The organism is Nocardioides soli (assembly GCF_014191495.1).
In the GTDB taxonomy this organism is placed as follows: domain Bacteria; phylum Actinomycetota; class Actinomycetes; order Propionibacteriales; family Nocardioidaceae; genus Nocardioides; species Nocardioides soli.
On the sequence record NZ_JACHWR010000001.1, the window covers coordinates 103,705 to 127,319 of the forward strand.

The following is a 23,615-nucleotide window of genomic DNA, read 5'->3' on the forward strand; positions in this document are numbered from 1 at the left end:
GACCGGCGCTCAGGGCGCGAGCCAGGATCCCGCCGGCAGGTTGCGCAGCACCGTGAAGACCGCGAGCAGCGCCAGCCCCGCGTAGGCCGCCGGGCGGACCAGGCGCATCGGTGGCCGGACGGTGACGCCCCGCCAGCGGGCCACGGCCCAGGTGCCGAGGCCGATCACGACCAGCGGCACCAGCGCCACGAACAGCAGGTTGCTCGACGCTGCCGCGCCGATCTCGCCGTTGGTCAGGTCGTTGACGGCCCGCAGGCCACCGCAGCCGGGGCAGGAGAAGCCCAGCGCGGCGCTCGGACACACCCCCCACGCGCCCTGCTGGTGCGGGTCGCGCAGGTGCAGGGCGAGCGTGGCGAGGCCGAGCCCGCCGATGACGATCGCCGGTCCGCGGACCCGGCGCCACCGGCTCTCGGCGTACGCCGCCCCCGCGGGCGGGGCCGGCGCGGTGGCGGTCATGGTGTCGTGCCGCGGTCGGCGGTCAGCTGCCCGACTCGTGGAAGCCGAGCTTGGCCATCACCGCGAAGATCACCAGCGAGGCGACAGCGAGCCCGACGCCCACCCAGAAGATCGGCCACTTGATCGGGTCGAACAGCATCCCGGCGGCGCCGACGACGAACCCGAGCATGGCTACCGTGACGAACGTCCAGGCCGCAGGGGTATTGCCGTGGTGTGCAGACATGCAAGGCTCCTCGAGCACAGTCTCGTGTGATGGGCACGCGTGATGGTGCGGGGACAGTCTATTCAGGTGCGCTTCCGGGCCGGCCACCGGCTCAGCCTCGATCCACCGATTTGGGGCGTCGCGAGCGTCACCAGGCGGGTGTGCGGGCCAGGCACCGGCGCGAGCGTCGTACTGGTTGTCCGTTGAGCGTCGGTAACGCAGCCAGCGCGCCCGAATGGTGACGCGCAGCAGGCGGAAATCGGTGGATCGAGGCTCAGCCCGGATCAGTCGGTCGGGTCGCGGCCCTCGTCCATCGCCTTCCAGAGGTCGATGCTGCTCTGCTCCTCGGGCGGGGCGGTCGAGGTCGGCTCGGACGCCCCGGGCGCGTCGTACCGGGTGCCCATCTCCGGCCACGTGGGCGTCCAGAGGAACGCCAGCGCCGCGCACACGACGGAGACGCAGGCCGCGGCGAGCGCCGCCCAGTACCACGCGGTGTGCGAGATCTGGACGTCGGTGACGCCGACCTGGGCGAGCTCGTCGCGCAGGTCGTCACTCACCTGACCGAAGGCGACCAGCACCCCCACCAGGGCGCCGTCGGCAGCCAGGGAGCCCAGCAGGGCCACCGCCCGGCGGACCCGCCCTCGGGTCACCAGCACCACGCCCCAGCAGGCAAGCACGACCAGGGCGAGCGCCGTCACCAGCGGCATCGTGCCCTCGAAGGTGAGCGTCAGCACGCTGCCGGCGCCGGTGCCGGTGCCGGTGGCTCCCCCATCGACCGCCGGCTTGTTGGCCGCGATGGCGGTCAGGCCGGCCGAGGCGAGGCCGAGCAGCACGACCGGCCCGAAGGCACGCCGCCGGGTGGAGGGGGTGGGCTCAGTCATCTGCGACCTCGTGGAGCAGCGCGGCGTCGAAGCAGGTGCGGTCGCCGGTGTGGCACGCCGCGCCGACCTGGTCGACCCTGACCAGCAGCGTGTCGCCGTCGCAGTCGAGCCGGATCTCCTTGACCCACTGGACGTGGCCGGAGGTGTCCCCCTTGGCCCAGTACTCCTGGCGGGAGCGACTCCAGTAGGTCGCCCGGCCCGTCTCGATCGTCCGGGCCAGCGCCTCGTCGTCCATCCAGCCGAGCATCAGCACCTCACCGGTGTCGTGCTGCTGCGCCACCGCGGGCACGAGGCCCTCCGCGGTGCGCTTGAGCCGGGCGGCGATGGCGGGGTCGAGGGTGGTCACCGGGTCATTATCTCGCGCGGGTGGTTTCGAGGCTCAGGCGCGGGGCGGCTTCGCACCTCAACCACCGTGGCGGTGGTTGAGGTGCGTGGGCCGCCAGGCCCGGGCCTGGCGGCCCACGCCGTCACGAGCCCTGCTGCGCCACCCAGGAGCGGTGCAGGCCGGCGTACACCGAACCCTCCTGCGCGACGAGCACCGCGTGCGGTCCGCGCTGGACGATCCGGCCGCGGTCGACGACGACCACCTCGTCGGCGGCCTCGGCGGTCGAGAGCCGGTGTGCGATCGTCACGCTGGTGCGGCTCTGCATCAGCCGCTCGAGAGCCCGACCGATGCGCATCTCCAGGGCCGGGTCGACGGCGCTGGTCGCCTCGTCGAGGACCAGCAGGTCAGGATCGGCGAGCTGCGCGCGCAGCAGCGCGACCAACTGTCGCTCCCCCGCCGACAGCGACTCGCCACGCTGACCGACCCGGGTCTCGGGCCCGTCGGGCAGGCCCGCCAGCCAGTCGCCGAGGCCGAGCTCGTCGGCGGCCGCGGCGATCTGCTCGTCGGTCGCGTCGAGCCGGCCGTAGCGCACGTTGCTGGCCAGGGTGTCGTCGAAGAGGAAGCCCTCCTGCGGCACCAGCACCACGCTGCGCCGCAGCGACTCCTGCGCGATCTGGCGCACGTCGACGCCGTCGAGGGCGATCGAGCCCTCGCTCGGGTCCATCAGCCGGGTCAGCAGCTTGGCGATCGTGGACTTGCCCGAGCCCGTCTCGCCGACGACGGCGACCCGGGTGCCGCCCGGGATGTCGAGATCGAGGTCGCGGAGCACGGGCGGGCCGCCGGGGTAGGCGAAGGTGACGTCGCGGAACGACACGTCGATCGGTCCGCGGGGCAGCACCTGCCCCGACTCGCCCGGGTCGACGAGGTCGGCGGGCGTCTCCAGGATGCCGATCACCCGGCGCCAGCTGACCAGGGCGTTCTGGGCGTCGGTGAGGATCTGGGTGCCCATCTGCACCGGGCCGACGAAGAGCGTCACCAGGAACGCGAACGCGAGCACCTTGCCGGCCGTCATCTCCCCGGCGAAGCCGAGCTGGATGCCGACGATCAGCGTGCCGGCGTTGGCCAGGCCGGCGGAGATGCCGCCGAGCGAGAACGACACCACCGTGAACTTCTGGGCCTGGGTGCTCGCGGTCTTGAACTCGTCGATCGCCTCGTCGATCCGGGCCTGGGTGCGGTCCTCGATCGCGTAGGACTTCACGACCGCGGCGCCCACGACCGGCTCGGAGATGGCCGAGAGCATCACGGCGACCTGGCGCCGGACCACGCCGTAGGCGTCGGACAGCTTGCGCTGGAAGTACCGGATCGAGGCGAAGAGCGGCGCGAAGCAAACCCACACGACGATCGCCAGCTGCCAGCTGTAGACGAGCATCACGATGGTCGCGATGATCACCTGGCAGCAGCTGACGATCAGCAGCAGCCCGCCGAAGACGAGGAACTGGCTGACCTGGTCGACATCGCTGGTGACCCGCGAGACGAGGGCCCCGCGGCGCTCGGTGTTCTGGGTGAGCAGCGGCAGGTCGTGGACGTGCCGGAAGGCCTTGATCCGCAGGGTCGCGAGGCCGCGCTCGGAGACGGTGAACAGCCGCGCGGTCATGAGGTACGACGCCCAGCTCGTCACCAGGATCGCGGCGGCGGCCGCGACCCCCATCAGCACGGTGAACGAGACGTCGGGGCCGTCCGGGCCGTTGAGCCCGCGGTCGAGCGTCTGCTGGACCGCGATCGGCACCACGACCTGGCCGATCGCGGCCACGAACGCGAGCGTGATGGTCCAGCCGAGACCGTCCTTGAGCTCGGGCGAGACCCGCACGCCCCGGCGGACGGTGTCGAAGCCACCGATCTGCTCGCCGGTGTCGAAGGTGGTGCTCGTGCTCATACCGTGTTCTCCCCCACCAGTTCGCCCTGGCCCTGCTCGTAGGCGTTGACCAGGCGGGCGTACGCCGGGCTGCGGTCGAGCAGCTCGGCATGGGTACCGCGGTCGGCGATCCGGCCGTCGTCGAGGTGCACGACCTCGTCGGCCAGCCCGATCGTGGCCTTGCGGTAGGCGACGACGACCAGGCTGCTGCCGTGGTCGTTGCTGCGCAGCGCCTCGAGGATCCGGGCCTCGACCTCGGGGTCGACCGCGGACGTCGCGTCGTCGAGGACCAGCAGGCGCGGGCGGCGTACCAGGGCCCGGGCCAGCGAGATGCGCTGGCGCTGCCCGCCGGAGAGGGACGTGCCGCGCTCACCGAGCCGGGAGTCGAGCCCGTGCGGGAGCGCGGCGACGAACCCGTCGGCCTGCGCCGCGCGGAGCGCCGCCCAGACGTCGTCGTCGGGGACGTCGGCCCCCAGCGTGACGTTGCCCCGGACGGTGTCGTCGAAGAGGAACGCCGTCTGCGGGACCACGGCGACGACCTCGGCGAGCTCACCCTTGCCGAGGTCGCGCAGGTCGGTGCCGTCGAGCAGCAGCCGCCCCTCGTCGGGGTCGACCAGCCGCGCGATCAGGGTGGTGAGCGTGGTCTTGCCGGACGCGGTGGCACCGACGAGCGCGACGGTGCGTCCGGGCTCGACGGTGAAGGACACGTCCTCGAGGAGCGGCTGGTCGGCGGCGTAGCGGTAGCCCAGGTCGACGACATCGAGCCGCGCACCGGCCCGCGCGGACCGGTCGACCGTCCGGTCGCCGTACGGCATCGCGCCGGTCGCCCGGAGCACGGAGCGCGCCCGGTGGTAGCCGACCACGCTGCGTGGGAACTCCCCCAGCAGCCAGCCGATCGAGCGGATCGGGAACGAGACGACCGTGAGCAGGTAGGCGACGGTCACCACGTCGCCGGGCGCGGTGGCGCCGGAGAGCACGCGGCTGACGCCGACGGCGAGCACCACGAGGACGCCCAGGTTGGGCAGTGCGGCCAGGGCCGGATCGAAGGCGGCGCGGATCCGGCCGGCGCGGATGTTGACGTCGCGCAGCTCGCGGGCCTTCTCGGCGAACCGGGCGGTCTCCTCCGACTCCCGACCCAGCGTCTTGACGACCATGGCGCCGTCGAAGGACTCGTGCGCGACCTCGCTGAGCTCGGCCCGCAGCTGCTGCGCCTTGGTCATGAGCGGGGAGGCGAGCCGCTGGTAGGCGAGGTTGGCGACCACGACCGCCGGGAAGACCATCAGCCCGACCAGGGCCATCACGACGTCGGCGACGAACATCTGGGCGACCGCGATCACCATCATCGCGAGCGTGCCGACCGCCATCGGGAGCGGCGCGATCGGGCCCCAGGCCGCCTCGACGTCGGAGTTGGCGTTGGAGAGCAGCTCGCCGGTGGGGTGCCGCTGGTGCCACGCCATCGGCAGCGCGAGGTACTGCCGGGTCACGGCCCGGCGGGTGTGCGCCTGCATGCGGTACTGCATGATGCCCGCTCCCAGGCGGCGCGCGACGATGCCGACCGCGCGCAGCAGCGCCACCCCGAAGAAGAGCGCGAACACCGCGACCAGCAGGTCGGCGCCGATGTCGCCGCGCTCGAACGCGGGCAGCACCACGTGGTCGGTCGACCACCCCAGCACCCAGGCGTCGGCGACGGTCAGCGCGCCGAAGAGCACGCTGCCGATCGTCGACAGCGTGAAGATCCACGGCTCCCGACGGATCGCGACGGCCAGGACCCGGAACCCGTCCGTCGTGGTCCCCCGCCTGCTGCGCCTGTCGCTCACTACCCGCTCGTCCCCGTCCGTACCCGTCTGCCCGCGGGGAACCCCGCCGCCCGGCCAGGCTATTCCCACGCGCGGACATCGGGACGACGGGCGTCGTGATCGCCGTCCGCCCGCCGCGTGCCGCCGTATGCTCCGGTGGTGACCGACTCGCTCTCGCGCCGTGAACGGGCCGCCCTGTGCGACCTCGCGCTCGAGGTCGGTGCGGACTCGCCGACGCTGTGTGCCGGGTGGAACGCCCAGGACCTCGTGGTGCACCTCCTGGTGCGCGAGCGCAGGCCGCTCGCCGCCGCGGGCATCGTGCTGTCGCCGTTCGCGAGGTTCACCGACCACGCCTCCCGCTCCGTGGGCCGGCGGGAGTACGACGAGCTCGTCGCGCGGCTCCGCTCACCCGGCGCCATGTTCGCGGTGCCCGCCGTCGACCGGGCCGCGAACACCCTCGAGTTCCTCGTGCACCACGAGGACCTGCGCCGCGGCCGCACCGGCTGGCAGCCCCGATCCCTCGACCCCGCCGACGTCGACGAGCTGTGGTCGCGACTGGCCCGCTCGATGTCGTTCATCGGGCGCAGGCTCCCGGTGCCCGTCGTCCTGCGCCGCCGCGACACCGGCGCGACCACCGTCGCCCGAGCGGGCGACGACCCGGTGACGATCACCGGCGACGTCGTCGAGCTGATCCTCTTCCTCTTCGGGCGCTCGGCCGTGGTCGGCCTCGAGCTCGACGGCCCCGAGGACGCGGTCGCCGCGCTCCGGGCGGCGGACCTCGGGGCGTAGTCGGTTTCGGGGGTGGTCGGTGGGGGCGCCCGCGGTGGCCGGCCGGCTCCGCTGGCGCCGTGACCGCGGCTCCCCTCGTTTCCCCGGCCGCCCGGGGAAACGGCGAGACACGCCGATGACCCGCCGGGGTGGTCAGGGGAAGCGAGGGCGACACGCCGGGGTACGACGGCGTGTCGGGCTCGCTTTGCCTGACCGGCCCGCGATGCGCGCCGGGGCTGCAGCGACGCCTGGGCGGCGACTGTCTGGTGGGCGACTGTCTGGTGGGCGACTGGCCTGGTGGGCGACTGGCCTGGTGGTTTCGAGGCTCAGGCGCCAGTGCGCCTTCGCACCTCAACCACCGTGCCGACGCCTTCGCACCTCAGCCACCGTGCCGACGCCGTCGCACCTCAACCACCGTGCCGACGCCGCCGCCACGGCGGCGCCCCACCGCCCCGAGGGTTAGGCTGCCGGGACCATCGACCGCGAGGAGCAGCCGTGCTGTTGTGGACCATCATCGGGATCGCCGCACTGATCCTCGCCGGGTGGGCGTTCTGGCCACGCCGGCGCGGCCTCGCGGACGCCGAGGTGGATCGGGCGCGGCGCACGGTCCAGGGCCGCGGCGAGAGCTACAACAACCCGTCCGGTCCCAACTTCAGCGGACCGTTCTGAGCGGGCCGGCGAGGGCTCAGCGGACCGGGTGACCCGCCCCGGCGAGCACCGCCTTCACGTCGGCGATCCGCAGTGTGCCGAAGTGGAAGACGGTGGCCGCGAGCACGGCGTCCGCGCCGGCCGCGACGGCCGGCGGGAAGTGCTCGGTCGCACCGGCGCCCCCGGAGGCGATCACCGGGATCGCGACCTCGCGGCGTACGGCCCGGATCAGCTCGAGGTCGAAACCGTCCTGGGTCCCGTCGGCGTCCATCGCGTTGAGCAGGATCTCCCCGGCACCGAGCTCGGTCGCGCGGACGGCCCACTCGACCGCGTCCAGGCCGGCCGACCGGCGACCGCCGTGGGTGGTCACCTCGAAACCGGACGGCGTCCCCGCCGCGCGGCGCGCGTCGACCGACAGCACCAGCACCTGGTTGCCGAACCGGTCCGCGATCTCGGCGACCAGCTCGGGTCGGTTGATCGCGGCCGTGTTGACCGCGACCTTGTCGGCGCCGGCGCGCAGCAGCCGGTCGACGTCCTCGACGGAGGACACTCCGCCGCCGACGGTGAGCGGGATGAAGACCTCCTCCGCGGTCTTCGACACGATCTCCATCGTGGTCGCCCGGCCCTCGTGGGAGGCCGAGATGTCGAGGAAGGTCAGCTCGTCGGCACCCTCCGCGTCGTAGGTCCGCGCCAGCTCGACGGGGTCGCCGGCATCGCGCAGCTCCATGAAGTTGATGCCCTTGACCACCCGCCCGGCGTCGACGTCCAGACACGGGATCACGCGTACGGCGAGGGTCACGACGCGCCCCGGGTGAGCGCGAGCGCGTCCTCGAGGGTGAAGCGGCCCTCGTAGAGGGCGGTGCCGGCGATCGCACCCTCGACCCCTCCCGGAGCTCCGGCGGGGCGCACCAGCGACATGAGCGCACGGATGTCGTCGAGCGTCGTCACGCCGCCGGACGCCACGACCGGCGCGGACGTCGCGGCGCAGACGTCCTGCAGCAGCTGGAGGTTGGGCCCCTGGAGCATGCCGTCCTTGTTGACGTCGGTGACGACGTACCGCGCGCAGCCCTCGGAGTCGAGCCGGGCCAGCGTCTCGTAGAGGTCGCCGCCCTCCTTGGTCCAGCCGCGGGCGGCGAGCGTCCGGCCGCGTACGTCGAGGCCGATCGCGACCCGGTCGCCGTGCTCGGCGATCACCCGGGCGCACCACTCGGGCTGCTCGAGCGCGGCGGTGCCGATGTTGACCCGGCGGCAGCCGGTGGCGAGCGCGGCCTCCAGCGACTCGTCGTCGCGGATGCCGCCGCTCATCTCGACCTGGATGTCCAGCGCCCCGACGATCTGCGCCTGCAGCTCGCGGTTGGAGCCGCGGCCGAACGCCGCGTCGAGGTCGACCAGGTGGATCCACTCCGCACCGGCGTCCTGCCACCGCATCGCGGCCGCGATCGGGTCGCCGTACGTGCGCTCGGAGCCGGCGACGCCCTGGGCGAGCTGGACGGCTCGCCCCTCGGTGATGTCGACGGCAGGCAGCAGCTCGAGGTAGTCACTCATCTTCGTCTCTTCGATCGTTCAGTCGGATGTGGTCAGCGAGTTCACCCAGTTGCGCAGCAGCGCGGCGCCGGCGTCACCGGACTTCTCGGGGTGGAACTGGGTCGCGCTCAGCGGGCCGTTCTCGACGGCGGCGACGAAGCGGTCCCCGCCGTGCTCGGCCCAGGTCACCAGGGGCGCCTTGGTGCGGTCGTTGGTAACGAGGGTCCAGTCGCGCACACCGTAGGAGTGCACGAAGTAGAAGCGCTCGTCCGCGATGCCCGCGAAGAGAGAGCTCCCCTGTGCGACGTCGACCGTGTTCCACCCCATGTGCGGCACCACCGGAGCCTGCAAGCGCTCGACGACGCCCGGCCACTCGTCGCAGCCCTCGGTCTCGACGCCGTGCTCCACGCCGCTGGCGAAGAGGATCTGCATGCCGACGCAGATGCCGAGCACCGGACGGCCACCGGCGAGCCGGCGACCGATGATCCGCTCACCCTTGATCGCCCGCAGCCCGGCCATGCAGGCGGCGTACGCGCCCACGCCCGGGACGACGAGGCCGTCGGCCGCCAGCGCCGTGTCGAAGTCGCTGGTGAGCGTCACCTCGGCGCCGGCGCGCTCGACCGCGCGCACGGCGGAGCGGAGGTTCCCCGACCCGTAGTCGAGGACGACGACGCCGGGCCTGGTGTTCAGAGGGTCCCCTTCGTGGAGGGCACGCCCGTCTCGCGCGGGTCGAGTGCGACCGCGTCGCGGAAGGCCCGGGCGAACGCCTTGAACTGGGTCTCCACGATGTGGTGCGGCTCGCGGCCGGCGAGCACCCGCACGTGCAGCGCGAAGTGGCCGTGGAACGCGATCGTCTCGAAGACGTGCTGGGTCAGCGAGCCGAGGTACGCCGGCGTCGACCCACCCAGCTGCACGTACTGCTGGCCCTCGGGCTCGCCGGTGTGCACGCAGTAGGGCCGGCCGGACACGTCGACGACGGCCTGCACGAGCGCCTCGTCGAGCGGCACCGTGGCGTCGCCGAAGCGGCGGATGCCCTGCTTGTCGCCGAGCCCCTGGCGCAGCGCCTGGCCGAGCGCGATCGCGGTGTCCTCGGTCGTGTGGTGGGCGTCGATCCAGTGGTCGCCCTCGGACTGCACGGTCAGGTCGACCAGGCTGTGCCGGGCGAACGCCGTGAGCATGTGGTCGTAGAAGCCGATGCCGGTGGAGACGTCGTGACGCCCCGACCCGTCGAGGTCGACCTCGACGAGCACCTTCGACTCGCTGGTCTGCCGCTCGATCCGAGCCGTCCTGCTCATGCCTGTGCCTCCATACCCAGGGTCCGCGCTGCCACGGTCTGCATGACCTCGGTCATCGCCTGCTTGAACGCCATCATCTCGTCTGCGGTGCCGATCGACACCCGCAGCCACCCGTCGGGCCCGACCTCGCGGATCAGCACGCCCCGGTCGAGCAGCCCCTGCCACACCGCATGCCGGTCGGCGAAGGTGCCGAACAGCACGAAGTTCGCGTCGCTGTCGGCCACGGTCAGCCCCTGCTCCCGCAGCCAGTCGACGCAGCCGTCGCGCTCGGCCCGCAGCTCGTCGACCCTCCCGAGCAGCTCCGGCGCGTGCCGCAGCGCGGCGAGCGCGGCCGCCTGGGTCACCGCGGAGAGGTGGTAGGGCAGCCGGACGACCCGGATCGCGTCGCAGATCGCCGGGTCTGCCGCCAGGTAGCCCAGCCGCAGGCCGGCCGCCGCGAACGCCTTGCTCATCGTGCGCGTGACGACCAGGTTGCGGTACGTCGGCAGCAGCTCGACCGCGCTCGGGACGCCGGAGCGCCGGAACTCGCCGTACGCCTCGTCGACGACCACGAGCCCACCCGGCTCGTAGCTGGCCGCTGCCTTGCAGAGCAGGCCGACCGCCTCGGGCGGCAGCGCGGTGCCGGTCGGGTTGTTGGGACTCGGCAGCAGCACGACGCTCGGCCGCTCGCGCTCGACGGCCTCGCGGGCGGCGTCGAGGTCGAGGCTGAAGTCCTCCGCGCGCCGGCCCTGCACCCAAGTGGTCGAGGTGTCGCGGGCGTACTCGGGATACATCGAGTAGGTCGGCGCGAAGCTCATCGCCGTGCGCCCGGGCCCGCCGAAGGCCTGCAGCAGCTGCAGCATCACCTCGTTGGAGCCGTTCGCCGCCCACACCTGGTCCGGCGTCACGCCGTGCGGGGTGTCGCGGGAGAGGTACGCCGCGAGGGCGGCGCGCAGCGCCACGTGCTCACGGTCGGGGTAGCGGTTGAGGGTCAGCGCGGCCTCGCGCACGGCGGCGGCGATGTCGTCGGCGCATGCCGCGGAGGGCCCGTAGGGGTTCTCGTTGGTGTTGAGCTGGACGGGGACGTCGAGCTGGGGCGCGCCGTACGGCTCGAGCCCCCGCAGCTCCTCGCGGATCGGGGGGAAGTCCATGCTCACTCCCCGAATCGCACGCTGACCGCGGCGCCGTGGCCGGGCAGGTCCTCGGCCTCGGCGAGCGTCACCACGTGGCCGGCGACCGCCTCGAGCGCGCCGCGGTCGTACTCGACGACGTGCACCGACTTGGTGAACGCGCGCACCGACAGGCCGCTGCTGTGGCAGGCGCAGCCGCCCGTGGGCAGCACGTGGTTGGAGCCGGCGCAGTAGTCGCCGAGGCTCACCGGAGCGTAGGGGCCGACGAAGATCGCGCCGGCGTTGTTGACCCGGGCCGCCCAGGCGGCGGCGTCCTCGGTGTGGATCTCCAGGTGCTCGGCGGCGTACGCGTCGACCACCTGGAGTCCCTGCTCGAGGTCGTCGACCAGCACGATGCCCGACTGCGGGCCGGAGAGGCTGGTGCGGATCCGCTCGACGTGCTTGGTCACCGAGACCTGCTTGTCGAGCTCGGCCTCGACCTCGCTCGCGAGCCGCTCGCTCGGCGTGACCAGCACCGACGCCGCGAGCGGGTCGTGCTCGGCCTGGCTGATCAGGTCGGCGGCGACGTACGCCGCGTCGGCGGTGTCGTCGGCCAGGATCGCGATCTCGGTCGGCCCGGCCTCGGAGTCGATGCCGATCTGGCCCTTGAGCAGCCGCTTCGCGGTGACGGTGTAGATGTTGCCCGGCCCGGTGACCAGGTCGACCTTGGCGCACGGCCCGACGCCGTAGGCGAACATCGCGATCGCCTGGGCGCCGCCGACGGCGTACACCTCATCGACGCCGAGCAGCGCGCACGCCGCCAGGATCGTCGGGTGCACGGAGCCGCCGAACTCCCGCTGCGGCGGGCTGGCCAGCGCGATCGACTCGACGCCCGCGGTCTGGGCGGGCACGACGTTCATCAGCACGCTGGAGACCAGCGGCGCGAGGCCGCCCGGCACGTAGAGGCCGACCCGCCCGACCGGCACCTTGCGGTGGGTGACGCGGGCTCCCGGGCCGAGGTCGGTCACGGCGTCCTGCTCCAGCTCGTTGGCGCAGGTCGCGCGCAGCCGCCGGATCGACTCGTCCAGCCCGGCGCGGATGGCCGGGTCGAGCTCGACGAGAGCCCGCTGGAGTGCCTCCGGCGCGACCCGGATGTCGTCGACGCGCACCCCGTCGAACCGCTCGCCGTACTCCCGGATCGCGGCCAGGCCGCGGGTGCGGACCTCCTCGCAGATCGCATGCACCGCCGGCACCGCCGCCTCGACGTCGAAGTCGGCACGGGGCACGGCTGCTCGGTAGTCGACCGTCGTCCGGTCGGCGCCCCGCAGGTCGATGCGCTGGATCATGGCACCGATTCTACGAGCGCCCCGGCCCCGGCCTCGCCCCGCGTCCGACGGCTGAGGCGCCGAGGACACAACCGAGGACTCAGTCGGTCAGGTCACCGGGCGCGACGGCGACCGGGAACGGCCGGACGGCCGACCAGCGCTCCCCCGGCCCGACATCGGCGATCTCGACGTAGCGGCCGTCGACCAACTCCCACACCACGAGCCGCAGCTCGTCCGGGTCGACCACCCAGTACGACGCGATGCCGGCGCGTTCGTAGCGGGCGAACTTCGTGTTCAGGTCGTAGATCCGGTTCGAGGGCGAGAGCACCTCGACCGCCAGCAAGGGCGGGTGGTCGAGGTACTTGGCGCCGTAGTCGGACTTCGGCGCGACGACGATGTCGGGCTCGACCCACGTCCGCTCGTCGATGATGACGGCCGTCGGGGCAGGCAGCACACGCAGGTGCGCTGGGGCTGTCGTCCGGAGCAGCACGAGCAGGTTCGTCAGCACGTCCTGGTGTCGCCAGGCGGGCGTCGGGCTCACGACGAGGACACCGTCGATGAGCTCGTAGCGCTGCCCGTCATCGGGCATCGCCTCGATGTCTGCGACCGTCAGCGCCCGCCCACGCGGCAGCGTCGTCATGACCACCATGGTGCCTCACCCCTCGCTGATCAGCCACAGCCATGGGCATGAGCGTGCGGTGGGAAGCAGCGTGCCGCGACCGGCTCTCCACAGGCGCTGGCGCGCCTTCGCACCTCATCCAGCGAAGCCGGTGGTTGAGGTGCGAGCGCCAGCGAGCCTCGAAACCACCACCGCGATGACCGACTACGTTGAGACCGTGGCCGACACGCTGCCGATGTTCCCGCTGAACGCGGTCCTCTTCCCGGGTCTCAGCGTGCCGCTGCACGTCTTCGAGGACCGCTACCGCGCCCTGGTGCACGAGTTGCTGCGGGTCGCGGATCCCGCCGCCCGGCTGTTCGGGTCGGTCGGCATCCGGGAGGGGTACGAGGTCGGCGAGCACGGGGCGCAGTCGCTCTACCGGGTCGGCTGCCGGCTCCAGCTCACCGATGTCGAGAGCAATGCCGACGGCAGCTTCGACATCGTGGCGGTCGGCATGGAGCGCATCGAGCTCCAGCGGCTCGAGACCGGGGGCACCTTCCCGGTGGGTCACGTCGTGGATCGGCCCGACAGCGGCGCGGACGTCCCGACGGAGGTGCTCGAGCGTGCCCGCGCGGCGTTCGTCGCCTACCGTGCGGCGCTGGCCGACCTGCGCAGCGACCCGTACGAGGGCACCCTCCCCCGCGACCCGACGTACCTCTCCTGGACCCTGGCCGCCATCGCCCCGCTGCCGATGTCGGAGCGGCAGTCGCTGCTGGAGGCCGAGGACGCCACCGACCGTCTGGTGCTGCTCACCGACCTGCTGCGCACCGAGCTGCGCGCCATGAACGTCATCCCGTCGCTGCCGGCCACCGAGGTGGCCCGCACCCGGTGGTCGCCCAACTGAGCGAACAGCGCGCACGCGAGGAACGAGCGTGGGCGCGTGGTGAGCGAAGATTGAGAAAGCCCCGCGACCGAGGAACGAGGTCGCGACGGGCGCGTCGAAATCCAGTGAGCCGAGAGTCGGCGCCGACCCAGGAGACCACCCAGCGGCGCCGACCCAGGAGACCAACTCGTGGCCAAGAAGAAGTCCGCAGGCGGCACCCCCGCGACCGTCGCACTGACCCGGGCGGGGATCGCGTTCACCCTGCACGAGTACCACCACGACCCCCGCGCGACCTCCTACGGACTCGAGGCCGCGGAGGCGCTCGGCCTCGACCCGGACCGGGTCCTCAAGACGCTGATGGTCAGTCTCGACGGAGCGCTGACGGTCGGCATCGTGCCCGTGTCCGGCCAGCTCGACCTCAAGGGCCTGGCCCGCGCCCTGGGCGGTAGCAAGGCCCTGATGGCCGAGGTGGCCGCGGCCGAGCGCGCGACCGGGTACGTCGCGGGCGGCATCTCCCCCGTCGGGCAGAAGCGCCGGCACCCGACCGTGCTCGACGACACCGCGACCGGCTTCGACACGGTCTTCGTCTCCGCCGGCCGGCGCGGTCTCGACCTCGAGATCGCGCCGGCCGACCTGGTGACCGCGACCGGGGCGGTCGTGGCCCCGATCAGTCGGTCGTGATCTTGAGCACGGCGTGGCTCGTGTCGCCGTCGAGCCAGGCGCTCATGCCGAGGCCCTCGAGCGGCTCGAGGTTCTCCCGCACGTCCTGATCGTCGCCGGCGAGCTTCACCAGCCAGTCGTCGCCCGCGTCGAAGTCGACGAAGAGGACGACCGCGGCGTCGTCGTGGTGCTCGACGACGCGCTCGAAGGAGTCCGTGCCGCCGAGCCCCCGGTCGGAGAGCAGCTTCGCGCGGTAGTCGGCGTCCGGCCCGAGGGCGACCGCCTCGTCATCGGCGTCGCTGTCCAGGAAGCCGGCGTCCTGACCCGCGGCCGCGGCGCGGAGCTTGTCGAGCACGTCCTCGACGCCGTCGGGGTCGCCGAGGATCTTCACGCCGATCCCGGACCCCGGCTCCGCCGCGCCCCCGAACCACGACTCCGGGTCGAAGTCGCCGTCGACGGCCAGCGCGATCGCCGAACCGGCCAGGGTCTCCGCGTCCTGGGGCAGATCGATCCCGAGCACCTCGCTCGCCTGCGCGACGAGCTCGTCGGTCGACTCTCCGGTCGCCTCCGCGATCTGGTCGAGCAGCTCGTCGGCCCAGCCGTCACCGAGGCTGAGGCCCAGCGCCGCCACGGTGCCCTCCGGCAGGGACGCCACGAGGTCGCCGGCGGCGTCACCGTCGGCCATGCTGCCCGTGGCCCCGGCGTCGGCCGCCATCTCCAGCTCCAGACCACCGTCGTCGAAGCGGATCGTGGCCGCGGCGCCGCGGAACTCCTTCAGCAGCTCGATGCTCTCCTCGGGCACGACCTCCTCGGGTGCCAGGCCGAGGTCGTCGCCCACCCCGCCGAGCTCATCGGCGAGCAGCGCACCCACCTCGGGCGCGGCGTACAGCGACACGATGCCCGAGTCACCCGCCTCGCTGGTCCAGTGCTGGAAGTCGTCGTCGTCCGCCAGCGACGCCTCGGCGGCATCGGCGGCGGCATCGTCGACGATCTGCTGGGTCTCGCCGATCAACGCCCAGCCGTCGCGGATCGACCAGGCGCCCTCGACCGAGTCGCCGCCCGCGCACTCGCGGATCGCCTGGAGGCCCGCGTCGGCGGCGTCGTCATCGCTCACCTGGAGCACGAAGACCGGCGCGGGCAGATCGCCGCCGGCATCGACGGCGGCCACCGCGAACCGGTCGCCGAGCCACGGGGCGACGTCGTCGTCGTAGTCGAGCGCCTCGCACTCGGTCTCGCCCTGGATCTCGTCGAAGATCCACCGGCGGACGTCGTCGTCGGCGTCGAGGCCCACGACGTCGTCGAACGCCGGGAACTTCGACAGCGCACGCAGCGCGGCGATCTTCTGCCCGCCGCTCGGGTCGAGGTCGATGCTGGCGTAGCCGAGCGTCGAGGCGGGCAGCGCCTCGGCCGGCTGGTCGCCCGTCGAGAAGAACGACAAGGTCGCCCATGCGGCACCGCCGACGGCCACGACCGCGACGGCGGCTCCGGCCGCGAGCACGGTACTGCGTCGGCCCCGGCCCCGGGGCCGGTCACCGCCTCGGCTGTCGAGCGTCTCGGCCTGTCCACCCGGCGGCGGGCCTGAGGGCGGCGGTCCGGACGGCGTGTCGTACGACATCGGCTAACCCCATGAGATCGGACGCCGACCGATGCCGGCGAAGAGGAGGGCAGCCTATCCGGCGAGCTCCCGGCCCGACGGCGACTCCAGCGACTCCTGTGGAGGAACCCGGGCCGACAGCCCGATGAACACGAGCACCAGGCCGAGCAGCGCACCGACCGGGAAGGCGATGAACGGGCTCCGACCGGAGACCGCGAGGTGATCGGGCAGCCGGGTGCCGTCGGCGGCGCTGCGCGCGGCCGTGGCGGGGTCGGGCGGCCCGAGGGCCGTGCCGACCTGCAGCATCAGCCAGGCCGCGACGACCGACCCGACCACGACACCGGCGAGCGTGAGCAGCGGGACCCGGTCGGCCACGAGCGTGACGGCGATGCCGGCGACCAGTCCGGCGACCACGGCCACCACGACGTACCAGCCGGTGCCGGAGAACTGGTGCTGCAGCCCGAGTGCGTCACCGGCCGTCCACTGGTGGTCGACGACCACGCCGATCGTGGGGCTCCAGATCCACTCCCAGACCACGCCGGCCAGCGCGCCCGCCAGCGCCAGGACGACCACGACCAGCGCCAGCTGCACCACCAGCCGCCGCGTCATCCGGCCAGGCACCCCGGGCCGAGGAGCTGCTTGAGGTCGGCGAACAGGGCGGGGCTCGGCGTGACCCGATGGCGCTCGAGGTTGAGCACGACGGTCTTCTCGCGCATCCGCAGGCGCAGGTGGACCTCGGTCACGCCGGCATGGGTGGCCAGCACCTCCTTGAGGTGGTCGACCACGTTGCCGTTGACCCGGGTCTGCGGGAGGTTGATCACGACGGGGCCGCTCGGACCCCGGGTGGTGTCGACGAGCGACACCTCCTGGCCCATGATCTCGGGCTGGTCCTTGCTCCGGGAGAGCCGGCCCTTGACCGTGATGATGGCGTCCTCGGTGATGAGGTGGCCGCACAGCTGCCATGAGCTCGGGAAGAGCAGCACCTCGATCGAGCCGTCGAGGTCCTCGAGCGTGACGAGGGCCCACGCGTCGCCGCGCTTGGTGATCTTGCGCTGCACGGAGGTGACCAGGCCCGACACCGCGATCGGGCTGCCGTCGGGGCGGCTCTCGTCGAGCATCAGCTGCCCGATCGTGCAGTCGGTGCCCTGCGAGAGGACGTGCTCGAGGCCCAGTAGCGGATGGTCGGAGACGTAGAGACCGAGCATCTCGCGCTCCCGCCCGAGCAGCGTGGTCTTGTCCCACTCGTCGATGTCCGGGATCGGAATGCTGACGTCGAAGCCGACCTCGTCGACCGAGTCGGCCGCGCCGAAGAGCGAGTCCTGCCCCTCGTCCTCGCGCTTGAGCCCGACGTAGCGGTCGGTCGCCTCCTCGTGAACGAGGTGGAGCGCCCGCCGCTTGTGCTTCATGTCGTCGAAGGCGCCGGCGAGGATCAGCGACTCGATGACCCTCTTGTTGCAGACGTTCGCCGGCACCTTGCTGAGGAAGTCGTTGAAGTGCTCGTAGCGGGCCTTCTCCTCGCGCGCGGCCACGATGCCGTCGACCACGTTGGCGCCGACGTTGCGGATCGCGGTCAGGCCGAAGCGGATGTCGTTGCCGACCGGGGTGAAGTCGTGGGCCGACTCGTTGACGTCCGGCGGCAGCACCTGGATCTTCATCCGACGGCACTCGTTGAGGTAGATCGCCATCTTGTCCTTGTCGTCCCGCGCGGACGTGAGCAAGGCGGCCATGTACTCGGCCGGGTAGTTGGCCTTGAGGTAGGCGGTCCAGTAGGTGATGACGCCGTACGCCGCGGAGTGCGACTTGTTGAACGCGTAGTCGGCGAAGGGGACGAGGATCTCCCACAGCGTCTTGACCGCGTCCTGCGGGTAGCCGCGCTCGAGCATGCCGGCCTCGAAGCCGGCGTACTGCTTGTCGAGCTCCTCCTTCTTCTTCTTGCCCATGGCGCGCCGCATGTTGTCCGCCGCGCCCAGCGAGAAGCCCGCCAGGACCTGGGCGATCGCCATGACCTGCTCCTGGTAGACGATCAGGCCGTAGGTCTCCCCCAGCACCGGCTCGAGAGCCTCGGCGAGGGCGGGGTGGATCGGCTCGATCGGCTGGCGGCCGTTCTTGCGGTGCGCGTACTTGTTGTGCGAGTCCGCGCCCATCGGGCCGGGGCGGTAGAGCGCGCTGACGGCGGTGATGTCGGCGAACTGGTCGGGCTGCATCGAGCGCAACAGCGCACGCATGCCACCACCATCGAGCTGGAAGACGCCGAGCGTGTCGCCGCGGCCCATCAGCTCGTAGGTGGGCCGGTCGTCGAACGGGAGCTCCTCGAGGATGATCTGCTCGTCCCGGTTGGCCGCGATGTTGGCGACCGCGTCCTCGAGGATGTGCAGGTTGCTCAGGCCGAGGAAGTCCATCTTGACCAGCCCGAGCGACTCGCACATCGGGTAGTCGAACTGGGTGATGATCGCGCCGTCCTGCGGACGGGCCATGATCGGCACGATGTCGAGCAGCGGCTCGCTCGACATGATCACGCCGGCCGCGTGGACGCCCCAGTTGCGGATCTGGCCCTCGAGGCCGACCGCGGTGTTGTAGATCGTGCGGACGTCGGGGTCCTGGTCGTGCAGCGCGCGGAACTCGCCGCCCTCGCCGTACCGCTTGTGCTCGGGGTTGAAGATCTCCTTGAGCGGCACGCCCTTGCCCATGACGTCGGGCGGCAGCGCCTTGGTGATCCGGTCGGAGATCGCGAAGCCGTGGTCGAGCACGCGGGCCGCGTCCTTGATCGCCGCCTTGGACTTCAGCCGGCCGAAGGTCGCGATCTGCGCGACCCGGTCGGCGCCGTACTTGTCCGTGACGTACTTGATGACCTCGCCGCGGCGTTGGTCGTCGAAGTCGATGTCGAAGTCGGGCATCGACGGGCGCTCGGGGTTGAGGAAGCGCTCGAAGAAGAGCCCGTGCTCGAGCGGGCAGAGGTCGGTGATGCTGAGCGCGTACGCCGCGATCGAGCCCGCACCCGAGCCACGGCCGGGGCCGACCCGGATGCCGTTGCGCTTGGACCACTGGATGAAGTCGGCGACCACGAGGTAGTAGCCGCAGTAGCCCTTCTGCGAGATGATGCCGAGCTCCATCTCGACGCGGTCCTTGACCTCCTGGGTCAGTCGGTCGCCGGGGTAGCGGGCCTCGATGCCCCGCCACACCTCCTTGCGGAACCAGCTCTCCTCGGTCTCGCCCGCCGGGACGTCGGCGCGCGCCATGTAGCCGCCGGTGGACTCGACGAACTCGACCTCGCAGCGTTCCGCGATCGCGAGCGTGTTGTCGCACGCGTCGGGGAAGTCGCGCCACAGCTCGCGCATCTCCGCCGCGGACTTGATGTAGTAGCCGCCGCCGTCGAACTTCAGGCGGTTGGTGTCGGCCAGCCGCTTGCCCGAGGCGACGCAGATGAGGGCGTCCTGACCATCGGCGTCCTCGGGGTTGGTGTAGTGGGTGTCGTTGGTGACGATCGCCGGCAGGTCGAGCGTCTTCGCGATCCGGAGCAGGTCCTCACGCGTCGCCCGCTCGGCGGCGATGCCGTGGTCCATCAGCTCCAGGTAGAAGTTCTCCTTGCCGAAGATGTCCTGGAACTCCCCCGCCGCCCGCAGCGCCTCGTCGTACTGCCCGAGCGTCAAGCGGGTCTGGATCTCGCCGGAGAGGCAACCGGTGCTGGCGATGATGCCCTTGGAGTAGCGCTGCAGCAGGTCGCGGTCCATCCGGGGCTTGTAGTAGTAGCCCTCGAGGCTGGCCAGGCTGGCGAGCCGGAAGAGGTTGTGCATGCCGGCGGTGTTCTCGGCCCACATGGTCATGTGGGTGTAGGCGCCGCCACCGGCGACGTCCTTGCCGCCCTCCTCGGCGGTGTCCCCCTTGCCCCAGCGGATCCGCTTGCGCTCGCCGCGGGGCGTCCCCGGCGTGAGGTAGGCCTCGATGCCGATGATCGGCTTCACGCCGTACTTGCGGGCCTTGGAGTAGAAGTCGAACGCGCCGTGCAGGTTGCCGTGGTCGGTCATCGCGATGGCCGGCATCTCCTGCGCGGCCACGCGCGTGAACAGCCCGTCGAGCAGCGAGGCCCCGTCGAGCATGGAGTACTCGGTGTGGACGTGGAGGTGGACGAAGGAGTCCTGGGAGCCGTTCGCCATCGTCGTCGGCTACTCCTCGGGGCTAGCGGTTGTGCGGGCATGCTGGACCAGAGCCACGGAGAAGGCCGGGCGCCGATCGGGGGAAGGACGCCAGCCTACGTGACTTCGCGGGACACCTTAGGGCGGCGCACCGACAGTCGGGGTTTCGAGGCTCGCTGCGCTCGCACCTCAACCACCGTGAGCCCCGACACCGCCCTCGCGGGCGGCCTCGAGGCTCTCGGTGATGATCGTGTGCACGATCCGGGCCAGTCGCTCCTCGCCCAGCTCCGGGGCACGACGGGCCAGGGCGGCGGCGATCTCACGCTCGCGCCCGGCGTCCCTCGAGGTGTCGTGCTTGATCCGCTGGACGGCGCGGGTGAGCGCGACCCTACGGGCGAGCAGGTCGCCGAGCTGCTCGTCGACCTCGTCGATGAGGCCCCGGTAGAAGCGCAGCGGCTCGGCGCCGGGCCAGGCCATCCGGACGTCGGGCGCCCTCTCCTCGTTGCCCGACCCGTCGGTGCGCTCCAGCTCGACCAGGCCGTGCCGCGCGTAGAACCGCCGCGCGCCCTCGTTGCTCTCGAAGACCCACAGCGCGAACCCGTCGGGACGCAGCGACTTCACGAGGTCGAGCAGCACCGCCCCGGTGCCCGAGCCCAGGTGCTCGGGATGCACGAAGAGATGGTCGAGCCAGGTCGGCGTGATCAGCGCGTAGCCGATCACCCTCCCGTCGTGCTCGGCCAGCCAACCCTCGTGGTCGACGCGCGCCAGCTGCCCGGCCATCCACTGCCGGTCCTCGGCGTTCGTGTGCAGCGCCGGTGGCATCTGCGGCACCGCCGCGACCCGGGCGGCGGAGTAGAGGTCGGCGAGCGCCTCGGCGTCCTCCGGCTCGGCCCGGCGCAGGGTCAGCTCCGGGTCAGTGGGCATCCCGGATCACCTCGAGCGCGTGCGCCAGGTCGTCGGGGTAGGTCGACTCGTACTCGACGTACTCCCCCGACTCCGGGTGCTCGAAGCCGAGGCGTACGGCGTGCAGCCACTGTCGCTCCAGCCCGCAGCGTCGGGCGAGCGTCGGATCGGCCCCGTAGGTCAGGTCGCCCACGCAGGGGTGCTTCAGGGCCGCCATGTGCACCCGGATCTGGTGGGTGCGCCCGGTCTCGAGGTGGATCTGGAGCAGGCTCGCGAAGCGGTGCGCCTCCAGCGTCTCGTAGTGGGTGACGCTGTGCCGGCCATCGGCCATCACCGCGAACTTGTAGTCCGCCTTGGGATGCCGCCCGATCGGGGCGTCGACGGTGCCCTCGAGCGGGTCCGGGTGGCCCTGCACCAGCGCGTGGTAGGTCTTGTCGACGGTGCGGTTGCGGAAGGCGTTCTTGAGCACGGAGTACGCACGCTCGGACTTGCAGATCACCATCACGCCGGAGGTGCCGACGTCGAGCCGCTGCACGATGCCCTGGCGCTCCGACGCACCGCTGGTGGCGATCCGGAAGCCGGCACCGGCCAGGTGGCCGACCACGGTCTGGCCGGTCCAGCCCGGCGAGGGGTGGACGGCGACGCCGACGGGCTTGTCGATCACGACGATGGAGTCGTCGTCGTGGATGATCTTGATCCCCTCGACGATCTCGGGCACCACCTCGAGCGGGTCGGCCTCGACGGGGATCGTGACGTCGAGGATCGCGCCCGGGAGCACCCGGTCGCTCTTCGCGACCGCGGTGCCGTCGAGCTCCACGTGACCGGCCGCGATCAGGTCCGCGGCGCGGGTGCGGGAAAGGCCGAAGAGCCGCGCCATGGCGGCGTCGACCCGCTCCCCGGCGAGCCCCTCGGGGACCGGCAGGATCCGGTGGTCGGCGTTCACTCCGCGGACTCCGCGCGGACGTCGTCCTCCCCGGTCCGGTCGCCGGAGTCCTTGCGCTCCTCACGCCGCCCGTCGAGGTGCACGCCCCGGAAGACCTGCACGAGGATCAGTCCCGCGGCGACGTTGATGCAGATGTCGGCGACGTTGAACACCGGCCAGTTCGGGAGCATGAAGAAGTCGATGACGTGGCCGCGCAGCGGCCCCGGCTCACGCAGCAGACGATCGGTCAGGTTGCCGGCGACCCCGGCGAGGAGGAAGCCCAGCGCCACCGCCCAGACCAGGCTGCCGACCTTCCGGGCGAACCACAGGATCACGACCACGGCCACGCTGGCCAGCACGCTGAACACCTCGGTGAATCCGGTGCCGGTGCTGAACGCCGCGCCGGGGTTGCGCACCAGGTGGAGCACGAGGAGGTCGCCGACCACCTCGACGTCCGGGCGCCCCGTCAGCCGGTCGACCGCGAGGTTCTTGGTGATCACGTCGACGGCGTACGCCGTGGCCGCGATCAGTCCGAAGACGGTGAGCAGGCGGGCGCGCGAGGTGCGGGATCGGGCCGGTGGATGTTCCTCGTGGTCGCCGGTCAGCGACGCTCCTCGCGCTGCTTGCATGTCATGCACAGTGTCGCACGGGGGAAGGCCATCAGCCGCATCTTGCCGATCGGGTTGCCGCAGGACTCGCACACGCCGTACGTGCCGTCGTCGATCCGCGCCAGCGCCCGGTCGATCTGGGCGAGCTTGTCACGCTCGCTGCTGAGCACCGCGAGCTCGTGGTCGCGTTCGAACGTGCTGGCACCCACGTCGGCCTGGTCCTGTCCGGCCCCGTCGCCGGAGTCGCGCATCAGGCCGTTGAGCTCGTCGTCGAGGCCCTCCACGATCTCGAGGCTGTGCCGGCGCTGCTCGTGGAGCTCGTCGAGCACCTCCTTGAGCTCCGCCTTGGTCCAGGCGGACTCCCCCGGCTGGACGACGAGCGAACTCGGCGCGACCGTCTTCCGCGACGCGGCCGACTTGGTGGCCGACTTGGTGGCCGACTTGGTGGCCGTCTTCTTGGCCGCCACCTTGGCGGGCGCGGCCTGGGCTGCCGGTGCGGCCTTCTTCACGGGTGCCGCCTTCTTGGTCGGGGCTGTCTTCTTGGTCGGGGCCGCCTTCTTCGCCGGGGCCGCCTTCTTCGCCGGAGCGGCCTTCTTGACCGGAGCGGCCTTCTTGACCGGAGCGGCCTTCTTGACCGGAGCGGCCTTCTTGACCGGGGCCGCCTTCTTGACCGGGGCCGCCTTCTTCGCCGGGGCCGCCTTCTTGACCGGAGCGGCCTTCTTCGCCGGGGCCGCCTTCTTGACCGGGGCCGCCTTCTTCGCCGGAGCGGCCTTCTTCGCCGGAGCGGCCTTCTTGACCGGGGCCGCCTTCTTGACCGGGGCCGCCTTCTTCGCCGGAGCGGCCTTCTTCGCCGGGGCCGCCTTCTTGACCGGGGCCGCCTTCTTCGCCGGAGCGGCCTTCTTCGCCGGGGCCGCCTTCTTGACCGCCGTCTTCTTCACCGGTGCCGACCCGGTCCCCTTCGTGGCGGGCGCCTTGCGCGCGACCACCTTGCGGGCCGCTGCCGCCGCCTGTCCGGCGATCGACTTCCTGGTGCTGCGAGCCATCAGCGGGCCTCCTCGGCCGTTGGGGCGCCTGTGCGTCGTGCCACAGTGGTGCAG

Annotated in this window: 24 protein-coding genes; 4 read left to right on the forward strand and 20 right to left on the reverse strand. The window is 72.1% G+C overall.

Annotated elements, in window-relative coordinates:
- Window positions 1–9: 9 nt before the first annotated feature.
- The 6 genes from FHU40_RS00480 to FHU40_RS00505 all read right to left on the reverse strand — a co-directional run bounded on the left by FHU40_RS00480 (window position 10) and on the right by FHU40_RS00505 (window position 5,593).
- On the reverse strand, window positions 10–456 hold the full coding sequence (locus tag FHU40_RS00480; protein WP_183590343.1) for a DUF2752 domain-containing protein: 447 nt from the start codon (window positions 454–456) through the stop codon (window positions 10–12).
- Between the two features lie 22 nt (window positions 457–478).
- A complete protein-coding gene (locus tag FHU40_RS00485; protein ID WP_183590344.1) occupies window positions 479–679 on the reverse strand; it encodes an HGxxPAAW family protein in 201 nt (66 codons plus the stop codon).
- Window positions 680–942: 263 nt separating this feature from the next.
- Window positions 943–1,539: a Trp biosynthesis-associated membrane protein gene (locus FHU40_RS00490; RefSeq protein WP_183590345.1), complete on the reverse strand. Its 597-nt coding sequence runs from the start codon at window positions 1,537–1,539 to the stop codon at window positions 943–945.
- A complete protein-coding gene (hisI, locus tag FHU40_RS00495; RefSeq protein ID WP_183590346.1) occupies window positions 1,532–1,885 on the reverse strand; it encodes a phosphoribosyl-AMP cyclohydrolase in 354 nt (117 codons plus the stop codon). Before hisI ends, FHU40_RS00490 begins: the two co-directional genes overlap by 8 nt.
- 121 nt (window positions 1,886–2,006) lie before the next feature.
- The gene (locus tag FHU40_RS00500; RefSeq protein WP_183590347.1) at window positions 2,007–3,797 is read right to left on the reverse strand and encodes an ABC transporter ATP-binding protein; all 1,791 of its coding nucleotides are present in this window, start codon (window positions 3,795–3,797) and stop codon (window positions 2,007–2,009) included.
- Window positions 3,794–5,593 (reverse strand): ABC transporter transmembrane domain-containing protein, encoded by a 1,800-nt coding sequence (locus tag FHU40_RS00505; protein WP_183590348.1) that lies wholly within the window; start codon window positions 5,591–5,593, stop codon window positions 3,794–3,796. Before FHU40_RS00505 ends, FHU40_RS00500 begins: the two co-directional genes overlap by 4 nt.
- Before the next feature lie 138 nt (window positions 5,594–5,731).
- On the opposite strand from FHU40_RS00505, the gene FHU40_RS00510 reads away from it, so the two are divergent.
- Together FHU40_RS00510 and FHU40_RS00515 are read left to right on the forward strand one after the other, a co-directional pair.
- The gene (locus FHU40_RS00510; protein ID WP_183590349.1) at window positions 5,732–6,361 is read left to right on the forward strand and encodes a TIGR03085 family metal-binding protein; all 630 of its coding nucleotides are present in this window, start codon (window positions 5,732–5,734) and stop codon (window positions 6,359–6,361) included.
- A gap of 474 nt (window positions 6,362–6,835) precedes the next feature.
- Window positions 6,836–7,009, forward strand: a complete 174-nt coding sequence (locus FHU40_RS00515) for a hypothetical protein (RefSeq protein WP_183590350.1) — start codon at window positions 6,836–6,838, stop codon at window positions 7,007–7,009.
- Window positions 7,010–7,025: 16 nt separating this feature from the next.
- Here the strand turns inward: FHU40_RS00515 and hisF are convergent, their stop codons facing one another.
- The 7 genes from hisF to FHU40_RS00550 all read right to left on the reverse strand — a co-directional run bounded on the left by hisF (window position 7,026) and on the right by FHU40_RS00550 (window position 12,860).
- Window positions 7,026–7,787, reverse strand: coding sequence for an imidazole glycerol phosphate synthase subunit HisF (gene hisF, locus FHU40_RS00520; protein ID WP_183590351.1), 762 nt, complete (start codon window positions 7,785–7,787; stop codon window positions 7,026–7,028).
- A complete protein-coding gene (priA, locus tag FHU40_RS00525) occupies window positions 7,784–8,533 on the reverse strand; it encodes a bifunctional 1-(5-phosphoribosyl)-5-((5-phosphoribosylamino)methylideneamino)imidazole-4-carboxamide isomerase/phosphoribosylanthranilate isomerase PriA (protein WP_183590352.1) in 750 nt (249 codons plus the stop codon). The genes hisF and priA overlap by 4 nt, the downstream gene beginning before the upstream one ends.
- Window positions 8,534–8,551: 18 nt before the next feature.
- The gene (gene hisH / locus FHU40_RS00530) at window positions 8,552–9,202 is read right to left on the reverse strand and encodes an imidazole glycerol phosphate synthase subunit HisH (protein ID WP_183592123.1); all 651 of its coding nucleotides are present in this window, start codon (window positions 9,200–9,202) and stop codon (window positions 8,552–8,554) included.
- On the reverse strand, window positions 9,199–9,807 hold the full coding sequence (gene hisB / locus FHU40_RS00535; protein ID WP_183590353.1) for an imidazoleglycerol-phosphate dehydratase HisB: 609 nt from the start codon (window positions 9,805–9,807) through the stop codon (window positions 9,199–9,201). Before hisB ends, hisH begins: the two co-directional genes overlap by 4 nt.
- Window positions 9,804–10,937 (reverse strand): histidinol-phosphate transaminase, encoded by a 1,134-nt coding sequence (locus FHU40_RS00540; RefSeq protein ID WP_183590354.1) that lies wholly within the window; start codon window positions 10,935–10,937, stop codon window positions 9,804–9,806. Before FHU40_RS00540 ends, hisB begins: the two co-directional genes overlap by 4 nt.
- A 2-nt stretch (window positions 10,938–10,939) precedes the next feature.
- The gene (hisD, locus tag FHU40_RS00545) at window positions 10,940–12,241 is read right to left on the reverse strand and encodes a histidinol dehydrogenase (protein ID WP_183590355.1); all 1,302 of its coding nucleotides are present in this window, start codon (window positions 12,239–12,241) and stop codon (window positions 10,940–10,942) included.
- Window positions 12,242–12,320: 79 nt separating this feature from the next.
- A complete protein-coding gene (locus tag FHU40_RS00550; protein ID WP_246389896.1) occupies window positions 12,321–12,860 on the reverse strand; it encodes a Uma2 family endonuclease in 540 nt (179 codons plus the stop codon).
- 175 nt (window positions 12,861–13,035) lie between these two features.
- Between FHU40_RS00550 and FHU40_RS00555 the strand changes: the two genes are divergently transcribed.
- Window positions 13,036–13,722: an LON peptidase substrate-binding domain-containing protein gene (locus FHU40_RS00555; protein ID WP_221199475.1), complete on the forward strand. Its 687-nt coding sequence runs from the start codon at window positions 13,036–13,038 to the stop codon at window positions 13,720–13,722.
- Between the two features lie 168 nt (window positions 13,723–13,890).
- Window positions 13,891–14,382: a Cys-tRNA(Pro) deacylase gene (gene ybaK, locus FHU40_RS00560; protein ID WP_183590357.1), complete on the forward strand. Its 492-nt coding sequence runs from the start codon at window positions 13,891–13,893 to the stop codon at window positions 14,380–14,382.
- Here ybaK and FHU40_RS00565 read toward each other — a convergent pair.
- The 7 genes from FHU40_RS00565 to FHU40_RS00595 form a co-directional block, all read right to left on the reverse strand.
- Window positions 14,369–15,976: a DUF3352 domain-containing protein gene (locus FHU40_RS00565; protein ID WP_183590358.1), complete on the reverse strand. Its 1,608-nt coding sequence runs from the start codon at window positions 15,974–15,976 to the stop codon at window positions 14,369–14,371. The genes ybaK and FHU40_RS00565 overlap by 14 nt on opposite strands.
- Before the next feature lie 54 nt (window positions 15,977–16,030).
- Window positions 16,031–16,564, reverse strand: a complete 534-nt coding sequence (locus FHU40_RS00570) for a hypothetical protein (RefSeq protein WP_183590359.1) — start codon at window positions 16,562–16,564, stop codon at window positions 16,031–16,033.
- Window positions 16,561–20,106 carry a DNA polymerase III subunit alpha gene (dnaE, locus tag FHU40_RS00575; RefSeq protein ID WP_183590360.1) on the reverse strand — a complete coding sequence of 1,182 codons (3,546 nt, stop codon included), beginning with the start codon at window positions 20,104–20,106 and terminating at the stop codon, window positions 16,561–16,563. Before dnaE ends, FHU40_RS00570 begins: the two co-directional genes overlap by 4 nt.
- A 168-nt stretch (window positions 20,107–20,274) precedes the next feature.
- Window positions 20,275–21,009: a GNAT family N-acetyltransferase gene (locus FHU40_RS00580; RefSeq protein ID WP_183590361.1), complete on the reverse strand. Its 735-nt coding sequence runs from the start codon at window positions 21,007–21,009 to the stop codon at window positions 20,275–20,277.
- Window positions 20,999–21,931: an RluA family pseudouridine synthase gene (locus FHU40_RS00585; RefSeq protein WP_183590362.1), complete on the reverse strand. Its 933-nt coding sequence runs from the start codon at window positions 21,929–21,931 to the stop codon at window positions 20,999–21,001. Before FHU40_RS00585 ends, FHU40_RS00580 begins: the two co-directional genes overlap by 11 nt.
- Entirely contained in the window at window positions 21,928–22,539 is a 612-nt protein-coding gene (gene lspA, locus FHU40_RS00590) for a signal peptidase II (protein WP_183590363.1), read from the reverse strand. The genes FHU40_RS00585 and lspA overlap by 4 nt, the downstream gene beginning before the upstream one ends.
- On the reverse strand, window positions 22,512–23,561 hold the full coding sequence (locus tag FHU40_RS00595) for a TraR/DksA family transcriptional regulator (RefSeq protein WP_183590364.1): 1,050 nt from the start codon (window positions 23,559–23,561) through the stop codon (window positions 22,512–22,514). Before FHU40_RS00595 ends, lspA begins: the two co-directional genes overlap by 28 nt.
- Window positions 23,562–23,615 lie beyond the last annotated feature (54 nt).